The 19,000-nt window shown below is 37.0% G+C and carries 17 protein-coding genes; all 17 read left to right on the top strand.

The features are described from left to right. Nucleotides 1–7: 7 nt before the first annotated feature. The 17 genes from EPL02_RS20335 (at nt 8) to EPL02_RS20255 (ending at nt 18,812) form a co-directional block, all read left to right on the top strand. Nucleotides 8–1,438, top strand: coding sequence for a LutB/LldF family L-lactate oxidation iron-sulfur protein (locus tag EPL02_RS20335; protein ID WP_094913161.1), 1,431 nt, complete (start codon nt 8–10; stop codon nt 1,436–1,438). Next, a complete protein-coding gene (locus tag EPL02_RS20330) occupies nt 1,432–2,133 on the top strand; it encodes a LutC/YkgG family protein (protein WP_205687737.1) in 702 nt (233 codons plus the stop codon). The genes EPL02_RS20335 and EPL02_RS20330 overlap by 7 nt, the downstream gene beginning before the upstream one ends. Before the next feature lie 98 nt (nt 2,134–2,231). Continuing rightward, entirely contained in the window at nt 2,232–2,639 is a 408-nt protein-coding gene (locus EPL02_RS20325; protein ID WP_094913163.1) for a GNAT family N-acetyltransferase, read from the top strand. Nucleotides 2,640–2,748: 109 nt separating this feature from the next. Then, nucleotides 2,749–3,366, top strand: coding sequence for an HAD family hydrolase (locus EPL02_RS20320; protein WP_094913164.1), 618 nt, complete (start codon nt 2,749–2,751; stop codon nt 3,364–3,366). A gap of 177 nt (nt 3,367–3,543) precedes the next feature. Beyond that, nucleotides 3,544–5,439, top strand: a complete 1,896-nt coding sequence (locus EPL02_RS20315) for a PTS mannitol transporter subunit IICBA (protein WP_094913165.1) — start codon at nt 3,544–3,546, stop codon at nt 5,437–5,439. Between the two features lie 88 nt (nt 5,440–5,527). Beyond that, the gene (locus EPL02_RS20310) at nt 5,528–7,615 is read left to right on the top strand and encodes a BglG family transcription antiterminator (RefSeq protein ID WP_094913166.1); all 2,088 of its coding nucleotides are present in this window, start codon (nt 5,528–5,530) and stop codon (nt 7,613–7,615) included. A gap of 5 nt (nt 7,616–7,620) precedes the next feature. Further along, the gene (locus EPL02_RS20305) at nt 7,621–8,763 is read left to right on the top strand and encodes a mannitol-1-phosphate 5-dehydrogenase (protein ID WP_131888584.1); all 1,143 of its coding nucleotides are present in this window, start codon (nt 7,621–7,623) and stop codon (nt 8,761–8,763) included. Nucleotides 8,764–8,838: 75 nt separating this feature from the next. Next, on the top strand, nt 8,839–9,384 hold the full coding sequence (locus EPL02_RS20300; protein WP_131888583.1) for a GNAT family N-acetyltransferase: 546 nt from the start codon (nt 8,839–8,841) through the stop codon (nt 9,382–9,384). 77 nt (nt 9,385–9,461) lie between these two features. Beyond that, on the top strand, nt 9,462–10,163 hold the full coding sequence (gene budA / locus EPL02_RS20295) for an acetolactate decarboxylase (RefSeq protein WP_131888582.1): 702 nt from the start codon (nt 9,462–9,464) through the stop codon (nt 10,161–10,163). Between the two features lie 200 nt (nt 10,164–10,363). Beyond that, entirely contained in the window at nt 10,364–10,906 is a 543-nt protein-coding gene (locus EPL02_RS20290; RefSeq protein WP_094913170.1) for a helix-turn-helix domain-containing protein, read from the top strand. Nucleotides 10,907–10,932: 26 nt separating this feature from the next. Continuing rightward, nucleotides 10,933–12,042: an ABC transporter ATP-binding protein gene (locus EPL02_RS20285; RefSeq protein WP_094913171.1), complete on the top strand. Its 1,110-nt coding sequence runs from the start codon at nt 10,933–10,935 to the stop codon at nt 12,040–12,042. Then, complete coding sequence (locus EPL02_RS20280; RefSeq protein WP_094913172.1) at nt 12,032–12,832, top strand: ABC transporter permease; 801 nt, start codon at nt 12,032–12,034, stop codon at nt 12,830–12,832. Before EPL02_RS20285 ends, EPL02_RS20280 begins: the two co-directional genes overlap by 11 nt. A 1-nt stretch (nt 12,833) precedes the next feature. Beyond that, a complete protein-coding gene (locus EPL02_RS20275) occupies nt 12,834–13,637 on the top strand; it encodes an ABC transporter permease (RefSeq protein ID WP_131888581.1) in 804 nt (267 codons plus the stop codon). Continuing rightward, nucleotides 13,634–14,707, top strand: coding sequence for an ABC transporter substrate-binding protein (locus tag EPL02_RS20270; RefSeq protein ID WP_094913174.1), 1,074 nt, complete (start codon nt 13,634–13,636; stop codon nt 14,705–14,707). The genes EPL02_RS20275 and EPL02_RS20270 overlap by 4 nt, the downstream gene beginning before the upstream one ends. Before the next feature lie 247 nt (nt 14,708–14,954). Next, nucleotides 14,955–16,055, top strand: coding sequence for an acyltransferase (locus tag EPL02_RS20265; protein WP_094913175.1), 1,101 nt, complete (start codon nt 14,955–14,957; stop codon nt 16,053–16,055). A 231-nt stretch (nt 16,056–16,286) separates the two neighbouring features. After that, on the top strand, nt 16,287–17,372 hold the full coding sequence (locus EPL02_RS20260) for a D-alanine--D-alanine ligase (protein WP_094913176.1): 1,086 nt from the start codon (nt 16,287–16,289) through the stop codon (nt 17,370–17,372). Between the two features lie 66 nt (nt 17,373–17,438). After that, complete coding sequence (locus tag EPL02_RS20255) at nt 17,439–18,812, top strand: UDP-N-acetylmuramoyl-tripeptide--D-alanyl-D-alanine ligase (RefSeq protein WP_094913177.1); 1,374 nt, start codon at nt 17,439–17,441, stop codon at nt 18,810–18,812. The last annotated feature ends 188 nt before the right edge of the window (nt 18,813–19,000 follow it).

The raw sequence follows: 19,000 nt of genomic DNA, 5'->3' as shown, positions 1-19,000 counted from the left end.
AACGAAAATGAGCGTCAAAATTGGTGAAATTCCATACAAAGAACGAATTCAAAAAGGAATTGCAGACGACTTTATGAGGCAAGCCGTTTCCTCCGCTCAAGGAAGACTTCGAAATGGGCGGTTAAATCAGGCAGAAGCATGGGGAAATTGGGAAGAGTGGCGACAGCTCGGTTCTGAAATTCGTTCACATACATTAGAGAATCTAGACTACTATTTACATCAACTGAGCGAACAAGTAGCTAGACGAGGAGGAAATGTCTTTTTTGCAGAAACAGCAGAAGAAGCAAATGAGTATGTTAAAAATGTGATAAAAAAGAAGGAAGCGAAAAAAGTTGTTAAATCAAAATCGATGGTAACTGAAGAAATTGGTTTAAATAAAGCGCTTGAAGAAGTAGGTGCTGAGGTTGTGGAATCTGATTTGGGTGAATGGATTTTGCAACTGGATGAAGATCCACCTTCTCACATCGTAGCTCCTGCTCTTCATAAAAATAAAGGACAAATACGAGAAACGTTTGCTAATAAAAAAGGATACGGTGGCTCAGATACTCCCGAAGAGCTGGCAGCGTTTGCTCGAGAACAACTTCGTCAAGATTTCTTAGCGGCTGACGTAGGAGTTACAGGGTGTAATTTCGCTATTGCAGAATCAGGTGCTATCACCCTTGTTACCAATGAGGGAAACGCAGAAATGGTTACAAGTCTACCGGACACTGTTATTACGGTGATGGGAATGGAGAGAATTGTTCCCACTTGGGAAGAGATGGAGGTGCTTGTTAGTTTACTAACCCGAGCAGCGGTTGGACAAAAACTAACGAGCTATATTACGGCTATTACAGGAACAAGGCTCGAAGAAGAAATAGATGGTCCAGATGAGTTTCATTTAGTCATTGTAGACAATGGTCGTTCAAAAATTTTAGGAACAGAATTTCAATCAGCACTTCACTGTATTCGCTGTGCCGCCTGTATTAACGCATGTCCTGTTTATCGTCATATTGGAGGGCATGCTTACAACTCAATTTATCCAGGGCCAATCGGTGCAGTCATCACGCCACTTTTAGAAGGCTATGACGATCATAAAGAGCTTCCGTATGCATCTACGCTATGTGCAGCGTGCTCAGAAGCATGTCCTGTTAAAATACCACTGCACGAGCATTTAGTTCGCCATCGTCAAATCATTGTGGAACGAGAAAAGAAAGCACCCCTGACTGAAAAGCTCATGATGAAGGGATTCGCGAAGTGGTCGGCCAATCCATCTCTTTATAACTTAAGTGCAAATCTCGCTAAGCCTGCTCTTAGACCATGGACAAAAGAGGGTATGATTGAAAATGGGCCAGGTCCCCTGAAGGATTGGACGAATGTACGTGATTTCTATGCTCCGGAAGGTCAGTCATTCCGTTCTTGGTTTAAACAACGGCAGGAGGAGAGTGAATCGTCATCATGATACAGAATCGAGAGGCTTTTTTAGATAAATTAGCTGCTACTTTAGGTAGAGAACGAAAAGTCGAAGGTGTACAGCGCCCAAGCTGGAGCGTTACGCCACAGTATGATGTATTCAAAGATAGGACACAGGATGAACTTGTCGATATTTTACAAGAGCATTGTAAAGTAATTCATACAACTTTTAAGCGAACAGATCGTGAAGGATTGGTTGGTGTTCTTGCAGAAACGATTAAAGGTTACGAGGGAAAGTCGTTAATCACTTCAAATGATCTGCGAAATAAAGAATATGGGTTAACCGGCTTTTTTGAGAGAAATGCTGAAGACCTCCAAGTTCATATCTGGGATGCAGAGAAAAAAAAGGTAAATCAACAAATTGCAGAAGCAGCCGACGTAGGGCTTGTTTTTAGCGATGTGACGCTTGCAGAGTCAGGAACGGTAACGCTCTTTCATAATAAAGATCACGGTAGGTCAATCAGTTTGTTACCGAAAACGTTTGTTGCAATTATTCCTAAAAGCACGCTAGTTCCACGGATGACACAAGCAGCTTCGCTTATACACAAAAAGCAGCTAGAGGGTGAAGATGTCCCTTCTTATGTGAGTTTTATCACTGGACCAAGCAACAGCGCTGATATTGAGATGAACTTGATTGTTGGAGTGCATGGACCTGTAAAAGCAACTTATATTGTAGTAGACTAACTTCTAGTAAAAATAGCCTTTTCGTATAATAGTTACGAAAAGGCTATTTTTATAGAAAGACCCAAGTAGCGGAGATAGATGAAATAGGAGGGGAAAGATTGAATCAACGTATATGTTATACAATTAAGGGACCCAAAGATTTTAATCAGATGCGAGTTTTATATGACTCTTTAGGTTGGAATTCAATCAATCTAACAACAGATGAACTAAAGAAAATGTGCGAGCAGAGCTGGTATACACTATATGCATTTGATGCAGACGAGCTAGTTGGTACAGCGAGAGTTATATCTGATGGTATTATTACAGCTACAATCTGTGGTGTGGGTGTCGCTCCTGCATATCAATCAAAGGGAATTGGTAAAGAGCTTATGAACCGCATTATTAAGTACTGTGAGAAGCAAAGAGTCATTCCTCAACTTATGTGTGTAGATAGTCTTAAGCCCTATTATGAATCCTTGGGATTTGAAGAATTTGCAACTGCCATGGTTAAGCGAATAAATAGATAAAATTTTGTAATGGTGTATATAAGCTTTTATAAGGCTTCCTTTGATAATTGAAAAAGGAAGCTTTGTTATGTTTATAATGACGGTAAGACAAATTAAAGGGGATGACTAGATGGATAGTATAATCTTTGACTTAGACGGAACACTCTGGAATTCAATTGGGACGGTAACCGTCGCTTGGAACGAAGTCATTAAAAGAAGCAAGTATGTGAAAAAAGAAGTAACGGAAAGAGACTTTGAACAAACCATGGGTCTTCCATTTCAAGAGATTGCTCAAAAGCTATTTCCAGAGTTAGATGAACAAAAGCAAAAGCAGATTCTAGCAGAATGTTGTGAAGTAGAGAATGCTTATTTAGAAAAAAGTGGCGGTCTTTTGTACCCACAAGTAGAGAGAACACTAAAAGAGCTTTCTAAAAAATATAAATTGTATATTGTAAGTAATTGTCAAGAAGGGTATATTGAAGCTTTTTATAACTATCACAAGCTAGACGCACATTTTATTGACTTTGAAAACCCTGGGCGTACAGGTTTATCAAAAGGTGAGAATATTAAGCTCATTATCGAGCGTAATAACTTAAAAGAACCAGTATATGTAGGGGATACACAAGGAGATTACGAAGCAGCTCGATATGCAGGTATTCCATTTGTTTATGCATCGTATGGATTTGGAAAAGTAGATGACCCAGACTATACAATTGGTGCGTTTAAAGAACTAAACGAACTGTTCTAGAATTTCTCTTTCAATAAGATATACGTATGCAAATATACTTCTCTTCAAAGCCTATATACATAAATATACCTTTGTCTCGTTAAGGTGTGACAAAGTTAGTTTTCTTCTTCATTGAATGTAAGCGGTTCATATCCTAACATTATAAGTGTAATTATGATATAGAAAGGGAGAGAGCATATGGCTCAATCAAATATAAAAGTAGGCGTTCAAAAGTTTGGTAACTTTCTAAGCTCAATGGTTATGCCAAATATCGGGGCATTTATTGCCTGGGGTCTAATTACAGCACTATTTATTGAAAAAGGCTTTTTTCCAAATGAAGAGCTTGCTAAGCTTGTTGGACCAATGGTTACGTACTTATTACCGCTATTGATTGGTTATACCGGCGGTAAGCTAGTTCATGACCAGCGTGGTGCAGTCGTTGGTGCCATTGCTACAATGGGGGTTATCGTTGGAGCAGATATTCCAATGTTCCTTGGAGCGATGATTGTAGGTCCACTTGGTGGATACGTTATTAAGAAATTTGATCAGTTAATTGACGGTAAAATTAAAACAGGCTTTGAAATGCTTGTAAATAACTTTTCGGCAGGTATTTTAGGTGGCATATTAGCTATTTTAGCTTTCTTAGGTATTAGTCCTGCAGTAGACGCGTTTACACAAGCACTAATTGTTGGGGTAGATTGGTTAGTAGGTGCTGGATTACTCCCACTAACAAGTATTTTAATTGAACCAGCAAAAATCCTATTCTTAAATAATGCAATCAACCATGGAATCTTATCACCAATTGGTGCAGAGCAAATTCGTACTACTGGTCAGTCTGTTTTGCTACTTCTTGAAGCAAACCCAGGTCCTGGTCTAGGAGTACTATTAGCTTATTGGTTCTTTGGACGTGGAACAGCAAAGCAATCTGCTCCAGGTGCAGCCGTTATTCACTTTATTGGGGGTATTCACGAAATCTATTTCCCGTACGTGTTAATGCGTCCAATGCTTATTATTGCGACAATTTTAGGAGGTATGAGTGGTGTATTCACGCTTGTACTCCTAGGTGGAGGACTTCAAGCTGTTGCATCTCCAGGTAGTATCTTAGCTATTTTAGCTGCAACACCAGGTAATGCAGGAAGTTACATTGCAAACATTGCAGGCGTTCTGGTAGCGACAGTTGTATCATTTGTTGTTTCAGCGTTTATCTTAAAAACAGGTAAGCAAACAGAGGATCTAGATGAGGCAACGCGCAAGATGCAAGAGATGAAGGGGAAGAAGAGTTCGGTAGCTGGCTCAATTGTGACAAATAAAGGAGCGTTACCAAAAGAAGTTAACAAAGTTGTATTCGCTTGTGACGCTGGAATGGGATCAAGTGCAATGGGAGCATCATTACTTCGTAAAAAAGTAAAAGAAGCTGGTTTAGATATCTTTGTTACAAATACAGCAATCAGCAATATTCCAAGTGATGCTCAAATCGTTATTACACAAGAAGAACTTACTCCACGTGCTCAAAATAAAATTCCAGAAGCATATCATATTTCAGTAGATAATTTCTTATCGAGCCCTGAATATGACAAGCTTATTAATAAGCTTAAAAATGATTCTTCAGCGGAAGGAAGAATTCCTCAAGTAGAGGAAGTAGTAGAATCAAGTCCAGAAGATGATAGCTTGCTGCGCGAAGAGAATATTTTTCTTAATCAAGAATTTAGCAACAAAGAAGAAGCAATTCGATTTGCAGGAGAAGTTCTTGTAAAAGGTGGTTATGTGGAAGAGAGTTATATTGAAGCTATGATTGAACGTGACAATATAACATCTACTTATATGGGAAATGATGTTGCTATTCCGCATGGTACAGAAGAAGCAAAAAAGAACGTATTAAAATCTGGATTTACGGTGCTGCAAGTTCCAAATGGTGTTGATTTCGATGGAGAACAAGTACGTTTAATCTTTGGTATTGCAGGCAAAGATGGTACGCATCTCGAAATCCTGTCGGGTATCGCCGTAACATGTTCTGATATGGATAACATTGAAAAAATGGTTCAAGCTACATCAGCTAAAGAACTTAAAGCAATTATTCAAGGTGAGTTGAACTAAAAAAGTAAAAGTGTAGAAAGGCATGTAAAGTGCCTTTCTATTCGTTCTTTCTGCAAGGCGTTAATTTCTTTAGATAAGAAATGAGTTGATGCATGTGTTTATTACATCCAGGGAAAAAAACATTATTGAATTAATCATTAAAACATCAGGAAAACATACGGCTTTATCCATTGCTAGTTTTTTGAAGGTAAGTGCTAGAACCGTACATCGGGATTTGAAAACAATTGAATCCTTACTGAAGCAATTTAATTTGCAATTAGTTCGTACACCAGATGAAGGATTGATAATTAGCGGTAAAGATGAACAGATTTTCAAGTTGATCCAAGAGCTTATGAAAGTTCAACCTACCGATCAGTCTCCGAAAGAACGTAAGCTATTATTGGTTATTAAGCTATTGGAAGAAGCATCTTTTAAGCTCCAAACGCTAGCTAAAGACTTAGGTGTTAGCATCACTACCTTAACTTCGTACTTGGATGAATTAACAGATTGGCTTGAACATTACAGTGTAACCCTTGTTCGAAGAAGAGGAGTTGGGTTAGAGGTCGTTTCAACTGAAATCAACAAACGAAAAGCACTTGCTAATTACTTTCTTGTTTATTTTGGAGAAGAGCTAATCGAACAGCTTTTTTTGCTTCAAAACAATAAATTAAAGCAAGAAAAGGTTTTATATTATTTTAATGCTGCTTATTTGGCGGAAGTGGATCGTATTGTTAATTTAAAGATAAATAAAGGCCAATCGAGGTTAGCAGACAGCGATTATATGGGGTTAATCATTCATACATGTATCATGCTACAAAGGTCTGAGAAAGGCTTTCAGTTAGAAGAATCAGTGTTAATTAAGGAAGCGTCAAATGAGTACCAATTAATCGAAAGTCTGTGCAAAGAGCTAGAGGAACAGTTTTCTCTCAGCATTAACACTAATGATATTACATTCCTAGCGGTTGTACTACGAGCATCTAAACTTCAAGTAGCCAACGCAGTAGATTACGATAGTATAGTTTTAGGACGCATGATTAAGAGAGTTATTCAAGATGTTTCCATTCAGCTGCATATCGACTTAACAAATGACTTTTCACTATTTCAAGGGTTATTAGCGCACATGGAGCCATCTATCTTTCGCATTCAACAGCAGCTAGAAGCATTTAATCCATTAACGGAAGAGATTAAAAAGAAGTATCCACTACTCTTTATGGCGGTACGAAACAGCATGGAAAAAGAGTTTAACGAGTTATCTTTTTCAGATGATGAAATTGCGTATGTAGTTCTTCATTTTGGCTCTTCTTTAGTAGTGCGAGAAGAAAATGTTGTAATCAAAGCATTAGTGGTATGTCCAACAGGTATCGGTACATCTAAGATGCTAGCGAGTCGAATAAAGAAAGAATTTATTGAAATTGACTCTGTTGATGTAAAATCGATTAAAGAAATTCATGAAACAAATATAGAAAAGTACGACCTTATTATTTCAACCGTCCGTTTACCGTTTTTAGCATGTGAATACATCTTAGTTAATCCGCTCCTTAGCGATGAGGATATTCATGCTATTCGAACCTTTCTTCAAAAAAATGTGGAGGAGTTAACACAAAAGAATCGATATACAGCAAAAAGCAGCATAACTGCTACTTCAAATGCAAATGATAGACCACCTTTTCAACAAGTAATGAAAGAAATAAAAGAAGTGTATACAAGTATTGATTCCATTTTTGACAACCTAAGGATTTACCGAGAAGGTTCAATTTTAGATCATGAGCAAATCATTGCTCGTATGGTTGCGGCTGCAGGTCGTGAAGGTTTGGTTAAAAACACACAAAGCATTATTCAAAAGCTCAAGGAGCGAGAAGAAAAAGGTGGGCTTGGTATTCCAGAAACAAGCATGGCTCTTTTTCACTGTCGACATGAAGGGATAGGGCAACTATTGTTTCAAATTTCTCATTTGCACAATCCTTGTCAGGTGAAAGGGATGGATGGAAAAATGATGGAAACACGAAACCTACTGCTGATGTTGGCCCCAGAAAAGCTTACAATCCGTGAGCAAGAGATTTTAAGCCTAATTAGTACAAGCTTGATTGAAGATAAAGAGGCGATGATGATTTTTTCGTCCTCTAATGAAGAGATGATTCGAAAAAAACTGGAAGATACATTTTATGAATACTTACAAAATAATTTGATAAAGGAATGATAAGTGTGAAAACAGTTGTACATTTTGGTGCAGGCAACATTGGAAGAGGGTTTATCGGTGCGCTTTTTGCTCAGTCGGGATATCATGTTACGTTTGTGGATATTGCCCAACCAATTATTGATAAATTAAACGAAGATAAAAGGTACCATGTGAAAACGGCAGCGGAAGATACGGAAATAATTGAAGTGAATAATGTGTCTGGCTTAAATAATATGACGCAAGAGCAAGAAGTGTTAGAAGCTTTAAAAACTGCTACTTACATCACAACAGCTATCGGCCCGACAATTTTACCTCGTATTGCACCATTGATTGCAAAAGGCTTAGCAGCTCGCGTAAAAGAAAACGATGAGAAAGTATATGTTATCGCATGTGAGAATCAAATTTCTGCAACGGAGCTCTTAAAAGGCTACATTCTAGAGAGCCTAGATGAGGAAACAAAGGAACAGCTTAGTGGGAAAGTGTCGTTCTTTAATTCAGCAGTCGATCGTATTGTACCGATTCAATCGAATCCAGAATCTATCGATGTATTGGTTGAGCCATATTATGAGTGGGTGGTAGAAACAAAAGAACATATTCCAACAGTTGAAGGAATGAAAATTGTTCCGGACTTAGCACCATTTATTGAACGTAAACTTTTTACGGTTAACACAGGACATGCCGTCATTGCCTATTTAGGTTACTTGCAAAGAAAAGAGACGATTGATCAGACATTAGAGGATGCTGCGATTTACGAACAGGTAAAAAAGACATTGCAGGAAACAGGGGCGTACCTTGTTCATCGATATGGTCTTGATCAAAATGAACATGAAGCATATATTAAGAAAATTATTGAGCGCTTCAAAAATGCGTACTTAAACGATTCTGTCAATCGCGTAGGTCGTTCACCTCTTCGTAAGCTAGGGCCGCAAGATCGATTAGTTCGTCCAGCTGTAGAAGCAAAGCAAGCAGGTTTATCATATACAAACTTAGCCAAGGCAATCGCTGCAGCATTGCTGTTTGACCCTTCGGAGGATGAAGAAGCTGTTCAGCTCCAAACAATGCTTGAAGAGCATGGTATTTTATATGTGCTAAGTAAAGTGAGCGACCTACATGAAAATGATGACCTAACCCAGGAAATTATTGAGCACTACTCTCAATTACAGAAATAAAAATATCTTTTTCTAAACGAGCCTTATAATAAAACAAAGGCTCGTTTTTTAATGGGTTAAAAGAGGGAGAGAAGATTGGTGGTAAAATCAAAAACATTTCAAGTCAAGGGAATAGAGTATACCATTCGTGTTGCTGCGATCAGCGATGCATCTGCACTTGCTGAATTACGATTACAAATTGATGGTGAAACAGAACATCTCGATCGTGTAAAAGGAGAGGGGATAATTGATGAAGAGGGATTCAGGGAACTGATTTTAATAGATACGTCGACACCTAATCATTTATTTCTCGTCGCGGAAGTAGAAAACAACCTTGTGGGATTCTCTAGGTGTGCAGGCAGTCAACTTCAGCGTCTCATGCATCAAGTTGAATTTGGTGTAGGGGTTAAAAGAGATTTTTGGGGACTAAAGGTTGGTCAGGAATTATTAAATCAATCGCTTCTTTGGGCTGGCTATCAAGGCTTCGTTAAGGTAACCCTAAAGGTTATTGAAACGAATAAAAGTGCTATACATGTTTATAAGAAGTATAAATTTGAAGTAGAAGGTGTACTGAAAAAAGATAAGAAATTATCTGATGGCAACTATTACAGCACGCTTATTATGAGTCGATTCTTTAAATAGCTCCGTTGTTTCAGCTTCTTTTCAGAGGGAATAATTGTTATATCAATAGTTATCTGTAACGGAAGGGGAAACGAATAATGACCTCTAGTATTTATCAAAAATCTACGATGGTAGCACTCTTAGAGGGTGTTTACGATGGAACAATTACAAAAGAAGAGCTTTCTCAAAAAGGAGATTTTGGCCTTGGGACATTCCAGGCGCTAGATGGTGAAATGTTAGCGGTGGATGGGGATTTTTATCATTTAAGAGAAGGAGAAGCGGTAAAGGTCCATTCAAAAGATATACTGCCATTTGCCGTGATGACGTATTTTAAAGGGCGAACAGAAATTAATCTTGATAAGGTGTTAACTCAGAAAGAGCTTGAGCAGCAGCTAGAGGCTAATATGAGTAGTCAAAATGTCTTTTATGCAATAAAGGTGGAGGGGGCTTTTCAACAAGTAAAAACAAGAACGGTAGCTAAACAAAACAAGCCCTATCCACCAATGACGAAAGTTGCTGAAAGCCAGCCTGTTTTTGAGCTGGAAAATGTTAAGGGAACTATGGTTGGATTTTTCACTCCAGCTTATGTAGCAGGTATAGGTGTGCCAGGGTACCATTTTCATTTTATTGATGAATACAAAACGGCAGGTGGTCACGTTTTAGATGTGACCGTTGAGCATGTAAAGATAAGTTTAGAAGAAAAAACATCGTTGGAGCTGGACCTTGATAAAACCCAACGTTTTCGTAACGCAGATTTAGATAAAGAAGATATTCAAAAAGAAATTGAAGAAGTAGAATAGAGCAAAGCATCGTTTAAGCGGTGCTTTTTTTAATGCAACCAAGCTGCAACTTTTAAGTACCATAATTGCTAAAAAAACTTCTTGTGCTTAGCTTTAAAACATGTATAATAATACGAGTTGAAAGTAAACTTTAAGTTAAGTATTATAAAACTTTATTTACTAGAAGTTTACTTATTTTAAACATGTCGAGGTTTAAATAAATGGAGATAGGTAAGAAGATTAAGAACTTACGTTTAAAAAAGGGATTAACGCAAGAAGAGCTTGGAGAACGGACGGACCTTAGCAAAGGTTATATTTCACAGTTAGAGCGAGATTTAAGCTCGCCTTCTCTTGAAACGTTTTTTAGTATTTTAGAAGTGTTAGGTTGCCAACCAAAAGAGTTTTTTGATCAAGATACAACGGTGCAAAAAGTTGTATATAAAAAAGAAGACTACACAAATTATTGTGATGAAGAAAAAGGCTATCATATTGAATGGTTAGTTCATGAATCGAATGAAAAAGAAATGGAGCCTATTCGGTTAATTTTAGAACGAAAAGGTGAATTTAAAGAATTTGAGCCTTCCCTATCTGAGACCTTTGGCTATGTGCTAAAAGGAGCTGTTATTGTTCAAATTGGTCAGCGAACGTATGAAGCGAAAGAAGGAGAAACAATTTATTTTCAAGCTGCTGAAGAGCACAAAATGTTTAATGCCTACGACGGCGTCACTGAGCTTATTGTGGTAGCGACAGAGTCATATTTATAAAGAGATTAAGAGGAGAGAAGATTGAAATGAACGATAATCAAGCGATTATTCGCTTTGAAAATGTAACAAAGCAATACGATAACGATTCAATAGTGCTTGATAGCGTAAGCTTTGAAATTGAGAGAGGGAAATTTTACACGTTACTAGGTCCATCAGGGTGTGGTAAAACAACTATTTTACGTTTAATTGCAGGGTTTACAGAGGCTTCAAGCGGAGATATTTATTTCAACGGTAAGAAAATCAATTCCGTACCAGCTAACAAACGTCAGGTTAATACCGTTTTTCAGGATTATGCATTATTTCCGCATCTTAATGTATTTGAAAACATTGCATTTGGATTACGAATAAAAAAAGTAAAGAATGCCGAAGTCAAAGAGCGGGTGAGTGAAGCACTTCGATTCGTCAATCTAGAAGGATATGAAAATCGTGAAATTAAAGAGATGTCTGGAGGCCAACGTCAACGCGTGGCAATTGCTCGAGCAATTGTAAATCAACCGGAGGTCATTTTACTTGATGAACCACTATCAGCATTGGATTTAAAGCTGCGTACGGAAATGCAGTATGAACTAAGAGAGCTTCAGCGCCGATTAGGCATTACATTTATTTTTGTTACGCATGATCAAGAAGAAGCATTAGCGATGTCCGATGAAATCTTTGTACTTAACAAAGGGAATATCCAGCAAAGCGGTGCACCAACAGATATTTATGATGAACCTATTAATCGTTTCGTAGCAGATTTCATTGGAGAGTCAAATATTATTCCAGGAAGTATGGTTGAAGACTTTGTCGTAGAGTTTGCAGGTGAACGTTTTGAATGTGTGGATAAAGGCTTCAATCCAAATGAAAAAGTAGAAATTGTCATCCGTCCAGAGGATTTAGAAATTACGGATCCAGAAAAGGGTAAAATTCAAGTGAAAGTTGACTCTCAGCTGTTTAGAGGGGTCCACTATGAAATTTGTGGATACGATAAGGATGGAAACGAGTGGCTTGTGCATTCAACAAAAAAAGCAACAGTAGACGAAGAGATCGGTCTTTACTTTGATCCTGAAGCAATTCACGTTATGCGCTTTGGTGAAACAGAGGAAGAGTTTGATAAAAGGCTAGAAGCATATGGTGACGAGACTCATGCAAACTAAGTCACGTAATATTTATTTAATACCTTATCTGCTTTTTATTGCTTTGTTTGTTATTGCACCGATTGCCTTAGTTGTTTATTATTCGTTCTTTGATATTCATAATGAGTTTACCTTCGCTAACTATGAGAAATTTTTTACACCAGTTTATTTAAAAATGACGCTCAGCTCGTTTTGGTATGCTTTTTTGATTACGCTATTTTCGTTACTAATTGCTTATCCTACAGCGTACTTACTAACCAAAACAAGACATAAGCAGCTATGGCTGTTGTTAATTATTTTACCGACTTGGATTAACTTACTGCTAAAAGCGTATGCATTTTTAGGGATTTTCGGTACGTACGGAACAATTAATAGTTTTAGTGAGTTTTTAGGGTTTGGCACTCATCAAATATTATTTACTGATTTTAGTTTTGTTTTTGTATCTGTTTATATCTTTATTCCATTTATGATTTTACCTATTTTCAACTCGTTAGAAGAGCTGAACCCTTCTTTAATATACGCATCCAGAGATCTAGGGGCTTCTTCATGGACAACATTCCGTCGCGTTGTATTTCCGCTCACATTAAATGGTGTGAAGTCCGGATGCCAAGCAGTCTTTATTCCTGCATTATCACTCTTCATGATTACTCGTCTAATTGCCGGGAACCGAGTAATTACGCTTGGTACAGCAATTGAACAGCATTTCTTAGTAACACAAGACTGGGGAATGGGAGCGACGATTGCGGTCTTCTTAATTATTGCGATGGCAATTATGATGATTGCAACTGGAACTAGAAAGAGAGGGCTATAAAATGATGAAGAAATGGAAATGGAGCAATATATATTTAATTTTGGTTTTTGTCATTTTATATGCGCCAATTTTTTACCTTATGTATTACTCATTTAATAGTGGGGGCTCAATGAGGGAGTTTGAAGGCTTTACATTGCAGTGGTATAAGGAAGTCTTCCAAGATACAAGACTATTAATTATTGTATTAAACACGCTTATTATTGCATTGCTTTCATCGGTGATTTCAACCATTCTTGGAATCATTGGAGCGCTTGCAATTATTTATGTAAAAAGAAGAAGAATTCAAAATACGCTGTTGACGTTAAATAATGTTCTCATTGTTAGTCCAGATGTCATCATAGGAGCTTCTTTTCTTATTTTATTTACGATTGTTGGGATTAAGCTGGGCTTTACATCTGTTCTGCTTGCCCACATTGCTTTTAGTGTACCAATTGTTGTCATTATGATTCTCCCGAAGCTTCAAGAAATGAGTTCAACTTTGATTGATGCAGCAAGGGATTTAGGTGCAAGTCGTTTTCAAGTATTGTCAAAAGTCATTTTACCGTTTATTGCACCAGGAATCTTTGCAGGCTTCTTTTTAGCACTAACTTATTCATTAGATGATTTTGCAGTTACGTTCTTTGTAACGGGAAATGGGTTTTCTACACTGTCAGTTGAAATTTATTCACTAGCAAGACGTGGCGTATCATTAACAATTAATGCATTGTCTACTCTGATTTTCTTATTCACTGTGCTGTTGGTAGTGGGCTACTACTTTGTTAGTCAACGCAATCTTCGTACGAAAGGAGGCGGGGGTGAGAAATGAAGCAACTAATGCGGTCATTTATTGTTATTGTAGCCATTTCACTCGTCTTAATGTACGTTGTATCTCAGTTAAACTCTGCCCAAGGATATTCAGGAGACAATACTCTGACTGTTTATAACTGGGGGGACTATATTGATCCAGAAATTATTGATGAGTTTGAGGAAGAGACAGGGATTAAAGTTATCTATCAAACGTTTGATTCCAACGAGGCAATGATGACAAAAATTGAACAAGGTGGCACTACGTTTGATATTGCGGTACCATCAGAGTATGCCATTAGTAAAATGAAGGAAGAAGATTTACTACTTCCTGTAGACCATAAGCAGCTACCTAACTTAAAGCATATTAATCCACGCTTTCTGAACTTATCGTTTGATGAAGGAAATAGATATTCTATTCCTTACTTCTGGGGAACAGTAGGTGTTGTCTATAACAAAGAAATGCTAAACGGCAAGGAAATTACGAGTTGGGACGATCTATGGGATCCAAAGTTGAAAAATCAAATCCTTTTAGCTGATGGGGCACGAGAAGTGATAGGGATGGGACTTAATAGCTTAGACTATTCGCTAAATGACACGGATAAAAAGCATTTAAGAGAAGCGAAAGAAAAGTTAGATACGTTAACACCCAACGTGAAAGCAATTGTTGGAGACGAAATTAAAATGTTGCTAGCAAATGAAGAGGCAGCGGTAGGGTTAGTTTGGTCTGGTGATGCTTCAGAGATTATGAGTGAAAATGAGAATCTGGATTATGTAGTTCCAGAAGAAGGATCGAACCTGTGGTTTGACAATATGGTGATTCCTAAAACGGCAAACAATATTGAGGGAGCTCATCAATTTATGAACTTTATGTTAGATCCGAAAATTGCAGCTCGAAACGCTGAATACGTGGGGTACTCAACACCAAATGAAAAAGCGTTAGATTACTTACCTGAGGAAGTTGCAAAAGATGAACGTTTCTATCCAGATGAAGCATTAACTGAAAAGTTAGAGGTTTACGATAATCTAGGAAAAGAAATGTTAGGTTACTACAACGAATTGTTTTTAGAATTTAAAATGCATAGAAAATAGGTCTGGTTTTTTGTTGCTTTATGTTGATATCAAGGATAATTGTGTAAAATAAATAGGTTTTACTGCCTGTTGAAAAGATAAAAATAGACCTTTAATATAGAGATAAGGAAGCTAATGACATGATTTATCATGTCATTAGCTTTTTTTATGAAACTTTTTTTAAAATAGGGGAAAAGTAAAGCGTAACACTTATGGCATAGGGGAATAGAGATGACGTGTTAAATTTTTTCATAATAGGAGACAGAATGTGAAGAAACAACAAATTGAATCAATTTACTTTTTAAGATTATTTGCCATGATGATGGTTGTACTTGTACACGTAACGGCAGCGTATGCAAGCGTCCTTCCATATAGCGGAGATGCGTACCAAAAGTATCACTTTATCAATCGCATTATTCGGATAGAAGCGGGAATCTTTATTGTAATTACAGGACTCGTATTCTTTTATAGCTATATTAAGAAGCCGTTAACAAAAGAGTTGTGGAAAAGTTATTATACGAGACGAGTTACATATATCCTTATACCATATATTATCTGGGCATTGATTTATGAAGCATATTCAATTTATGTAGGTGCAAGAGAGTTTAACGCGACAGAAATTTTGCTACGCATTTTAAAAGGTGAATCGTACTATCAACTGCACTTTATTTTCTTAATTGTGCAAATTTATCTTTTTTTACCTGTTTTTGTATGGGTTGCTCAAAAGTTTACTTTTTTTCGCCGCTATATGTGGTTATTCGGAGTCGTCCTACAGTTAGTTTATCTGCAATTAAATTCAATGTACGGCCTGGTATCATTTACTTTATTCATTAGTTCGTTATCTACCTTCTTATTAGGAGCATGGATTGGCGTTTACTATAATGAACAGAAAGCAAAAAGCGCAAATAAATCTACGATTGTGTTTCTAATTGTTGCGCTAATTGCAGGAGCAGTCGTCTCTTCTTTACATTATTATGTGTATACAGTTAAGACACTTTACCTATCGGGAGTTATGTACGAAGTCATCAATACATTTTATCTCGTATTAGGTAGCTATGTAGCCTTCCGTATCGGAGAGATTTTGGCCGCAAAACTTCCTAGAAGAGCAGTTATTACAGTTCGAAATATTGCGATGTACTCTTTTGGTTTTTATTTAATTCATCCTTTGGTGTTAAATATCGTCTCTGGATTTGTACCAGCACATAGTAATCAATTATTTCATATTGAAATGCTAATTCGTTATATACTAACTTTAACTCTATGTTACCTTATTATCTGGGCTTGTCATCGGTTTTTACCGTTTGCAAATTTATTGTATGGAAAGCTTCCAAAGAAAGCTGTATTCTTATATAAGCGTGAAGCACAATAATTATTAAAGTGGTAAAAAGACCAACTCTTTTTACCACTTTTTTATTGGAGTCGGAAGTCCCTTACTGATTGGAGTAGAAGCTGTTATGATTACAAGTAAGTCAAAAATAAATTATAATTTGACTCACATCTGCCCACTTTTTACATAAGTAATAAAGAAAGAAACTGTTTCCTATAAGGATAGAGAAAGTGATAAAATAGAAAAGATGAAATTGTGTTAGGAGGAACACTTGTGAAAATTAAGCTTGGTCTTTTATACGGGGGAAAATCCGCTGAACATAAAGTATCTCTACAAACAGCTTTAGCAGTAACAAAAGCAATTAACCATGATAAATACGAAGTGCATCCAATTTATATTACTGAAACAGGCGAATGGGTTCGCGGTACAAAATTGATGGGTCCACTTGAAACAGTCAACGAACTTGAGATTAGTAACAGTGGTACGGTTATTTCACCCGTATCTTTAAATACAAATATGTTCGCTTTATCCGATGTGAAAAATGAAGAAACGCTTGATGTAATCTTCCCACTTCTACACGGTCCAAACGGTGAAGATGGAACAGTCCAAGGGCTGTTAGAACTATTAAACCTACCTTATGTAGGGAACGGAGTTTTAGCATCTGCAGCAGGGATGGATAAAGTCGTGATGAAACAACTTTTCTCTCAAGCAGGTTTAAAGCAAGTAAAATACGAATATTTCATTCGCAAAGAGTGGGATGAGAACCGTGAAGCATCATATGAAGCTGTTGAGAAAAACTTAGGGTATCCATGTTTTGTCAAGCCAGCGAACTTAGGTTCAAGCGTTGGTATTAGTAAATGTGATAATCGTAACGAATTAGAAGCAGCATTTGAAGAAGCCTTCCAATTTGACCGTAAAATTATTATTGAAGAAGCGGCAATTGGACGCGAAGTGGAAATTGGTGTATTAGGTAATGATGATCCATCTTGCTCAGTTGTTGGAGAAATTTTACCAAAGGCTGCTTTCTATGACTATAAAGCAAAGTACGAAGATGGTAGCACGGGTCTTGCTATTCCGGCTGAAATTAGCCAAGAAACGTATTTAGAAATGAAAGAATTGGCAATTAAAGCATTTAAAGCAATTGATGGCTCAGGGCTTGTTCGTGCTGATTTCTTCTTAACAAAAGAAGGCGAGTTAATTATTAATGAAGTAAATACAATGCCAGGTTTTACACCGTTTAGCATGTTCCCGTTACTATGGAAGCATGCAGGTGTTGAATATCCAGTGTTAATTGAAACATTAGTAGATTTAGCGCTTCAGCGTCATGATGAAAAGCAAAAAATTAAACATACGATGTGAGAAAAAAGCTAACACTATTCAAAATGAATAGTGTTTCTGCTTTTTGCGAAAGGAGCTATAAACATTATGATTAATCGAAAGCTAAAAGATGTAGTGAAGATGATTCCAAACAGCAGCTTAGCTCATGGTGACGAACAGGTTCATATTAAAGGGGTTTCAATTGATACAAGAACATTGCAACCAGAGAATTTATATGTACCAATTAAAGGTGATCGATTTAATGGCCATGACTTTGTTGAAAAAGCAATTGAAGCAGGTGCTGTGGCAACTTTATGGAATAAAAATGAAAAAGATATTCCGCAAAATGTACCTGTCATTTTGGTAGACGATACGCTTGAAGCCCTACAGAAATTAGCAAAAGCATATCGTCATGAACTAGCTGTAAAAGTTGTAGGAATTACGGGAAGTAACGGGAAAACAACAACAAAAGACATGGTCGATGCCGTTTTATCGACAACGTATAAAGTTTTAAAAACAGCAGGGAATTTTAACAATCACATCGGCATGCCATTAACGATCTTACGCTTAGAAGAAGATACGGATATTGCTGTTCTGGAAATGGGAATGAGTAGCCGCGGTGAAATTGAGTTTTTATCGAATTTGGCTGAGCCTGATGTTGCGGTCATTACAAACATCGGGGAATCTCACCTCCAGGATTTAGGTAGCCGAGAAGGAATTGCTGAAGCAAAACTTGAAATTACAAGTGGTCTATCAGAGCAAGGACAATTTATCTTTAATGGTGATGAACCTCTTTTAACAAGTCGAGTAAACAATCCAAAGTTTAAAGTTATTACGTTTGGAAGTTCACCAAATAATGACCTTTCTTTAACGGATATGACAAGAGAAGAACATGGAACGACATTTTTCGTTTCACGTGAAACACAAAAGTTTTTCATTCCTGTATTAGGTGAGCATAATGCACATAATGCGATGGCTGCTATTGCTGTGGGTCGCTACTTTAACCTGAGTGATGAAATAATTGCACAAGGGTTAGCTGAATTAAAGCTGACAAATATGCGAATGGAATTAGTGAAAGCTAAGAGTGGCTTAACGTTTATTAACGATGCGTATAATGCAAGTCCAACATCAATGAGAGCAGCGATTAAGCTAATCCATGAGATTAATGGTTATAATAAAAAAATCTTAGTGTTAGGAGATATGCTCGAACTTGGTGATCAAGAAATACAATTTCATAAAGAGATTGGGAAATTTATTGATCCTGCTGCAGTGGAATATGTATTTACATACGGTCCGCTAAGTAAAGAGATTGCTTCAGGAGCACAAGAGAATTTTCAAGAAGGAAAAGTTCTTCATTTTGACGATAAAGATACGTTAGCAGATCATTTACAATCTGTTAGCTCTTCAAATGATATTGTATTGGTGAAAGCATCTCGAGGTATGAAGCTTGAAGAAGTAATTACTAAAGTCATGTCGAAATAAGAAGAGGAATAATAGAATAAGCTCTATTGCAAATAAAAACTCATAGTGTTATGATGTAATTTGAGTGTCTTGAGATGCTTATTCTCTAAACGTTGATTTCATTAAGTAATCGTTTAGAGCATTTTCCGGGTATCGGGGAATGCTTTTTTTTGTAAAATATAGATAGTCTAAATATAGAAGGAGTTTGA

The sequence above is a fragment of the Bacillus sp. CBEL-1 genome (assembly GCF_004348885.1).
Lineage (GTDB): Bacteria > Bacillota > Bacilli > Bacillales > Bacillaceae_H > Priestia > Priestia aryabhattai_A.
This window is presented reverse-complemented; position numbering and strand designations above follow the sequence as displayed.

Bases quoted from the DNA above. Each gene is read 5' to 3' on its own strand.
- EPL02_RS20335 (WP_094913161.1), top strand. From the start codon at position 8: ATGAGCGTCAAAATTGGTGAAATTCCATACAAAGAACGAATTCAAAAA.
- EPL02_RS20320 (WP_094913164.1), top strand. From the start codon at position 2,749: ATGGATAGTATAATCTTTGACTTAGACGGAACACTCTGGAATTCAATT.
- EPL02_RS20315 (WP_094913165.1), top strand. From the start codon at position 3,544: ATGGCTCAATCAAATATAAAAGTAGGCGTTCAAAAGTTTGGTAACTTT.
- EPL02_RS20310 (WP_094913166.1), top strand. From the start codon at position 5,528: ATGCATGTGTTTATTACATCCAGGGAAAAAAACATTATTGAATTAATC.
- budA (WP_131888582.1), top strand. From the start codon at position 9,462: ATGACCTCTAGTATTTATCAAAAATCTACGATGGTAGCACTCTTAGAG.
- EPL02_RS20290 (WP_094913170.1), top strand. From the start codon at position 10,364: ATGGAGATAGGTAAGAAGATTAAGAACTTACGTTTAAAAAAGGGATTA.
- EPL02_RS20285 (WP_094913171.1), top strand. From the start codon at position 10,933: ATGAACGATAATCAAGCGATTATTCGCTTTGAAAATGTAACAAAGCAA.
- EPL02_RS20280 (WP_094913172.1), top strand. From the start codon at position 12,032: ATGCAAACTAAGTCACGTAATATTTATTTAATACCTTATCTGCTTTTT.
- EPL02_RS20275 (WP_131888581.1), top strand. From the start codon at position 12,834: ATGATGAAGAAATGGAAATGGAGCAATATATATTTAATTTTGGTTTTT.
- EPL02_RS20270 (WP_094913174.1), top strand. From the start codon at position 13,634: ATGAAGCAACTAATGCGGTCATTTATTGTTATTGTAGCCATTTCACTC.
- EPL02_RS20255 (WP_094913177.1), top strand. From the start codon at position 17,439: ATGATTAATCGAAAGCTAAAAGATGTAGTGAAGATGATTCCAAACAGC.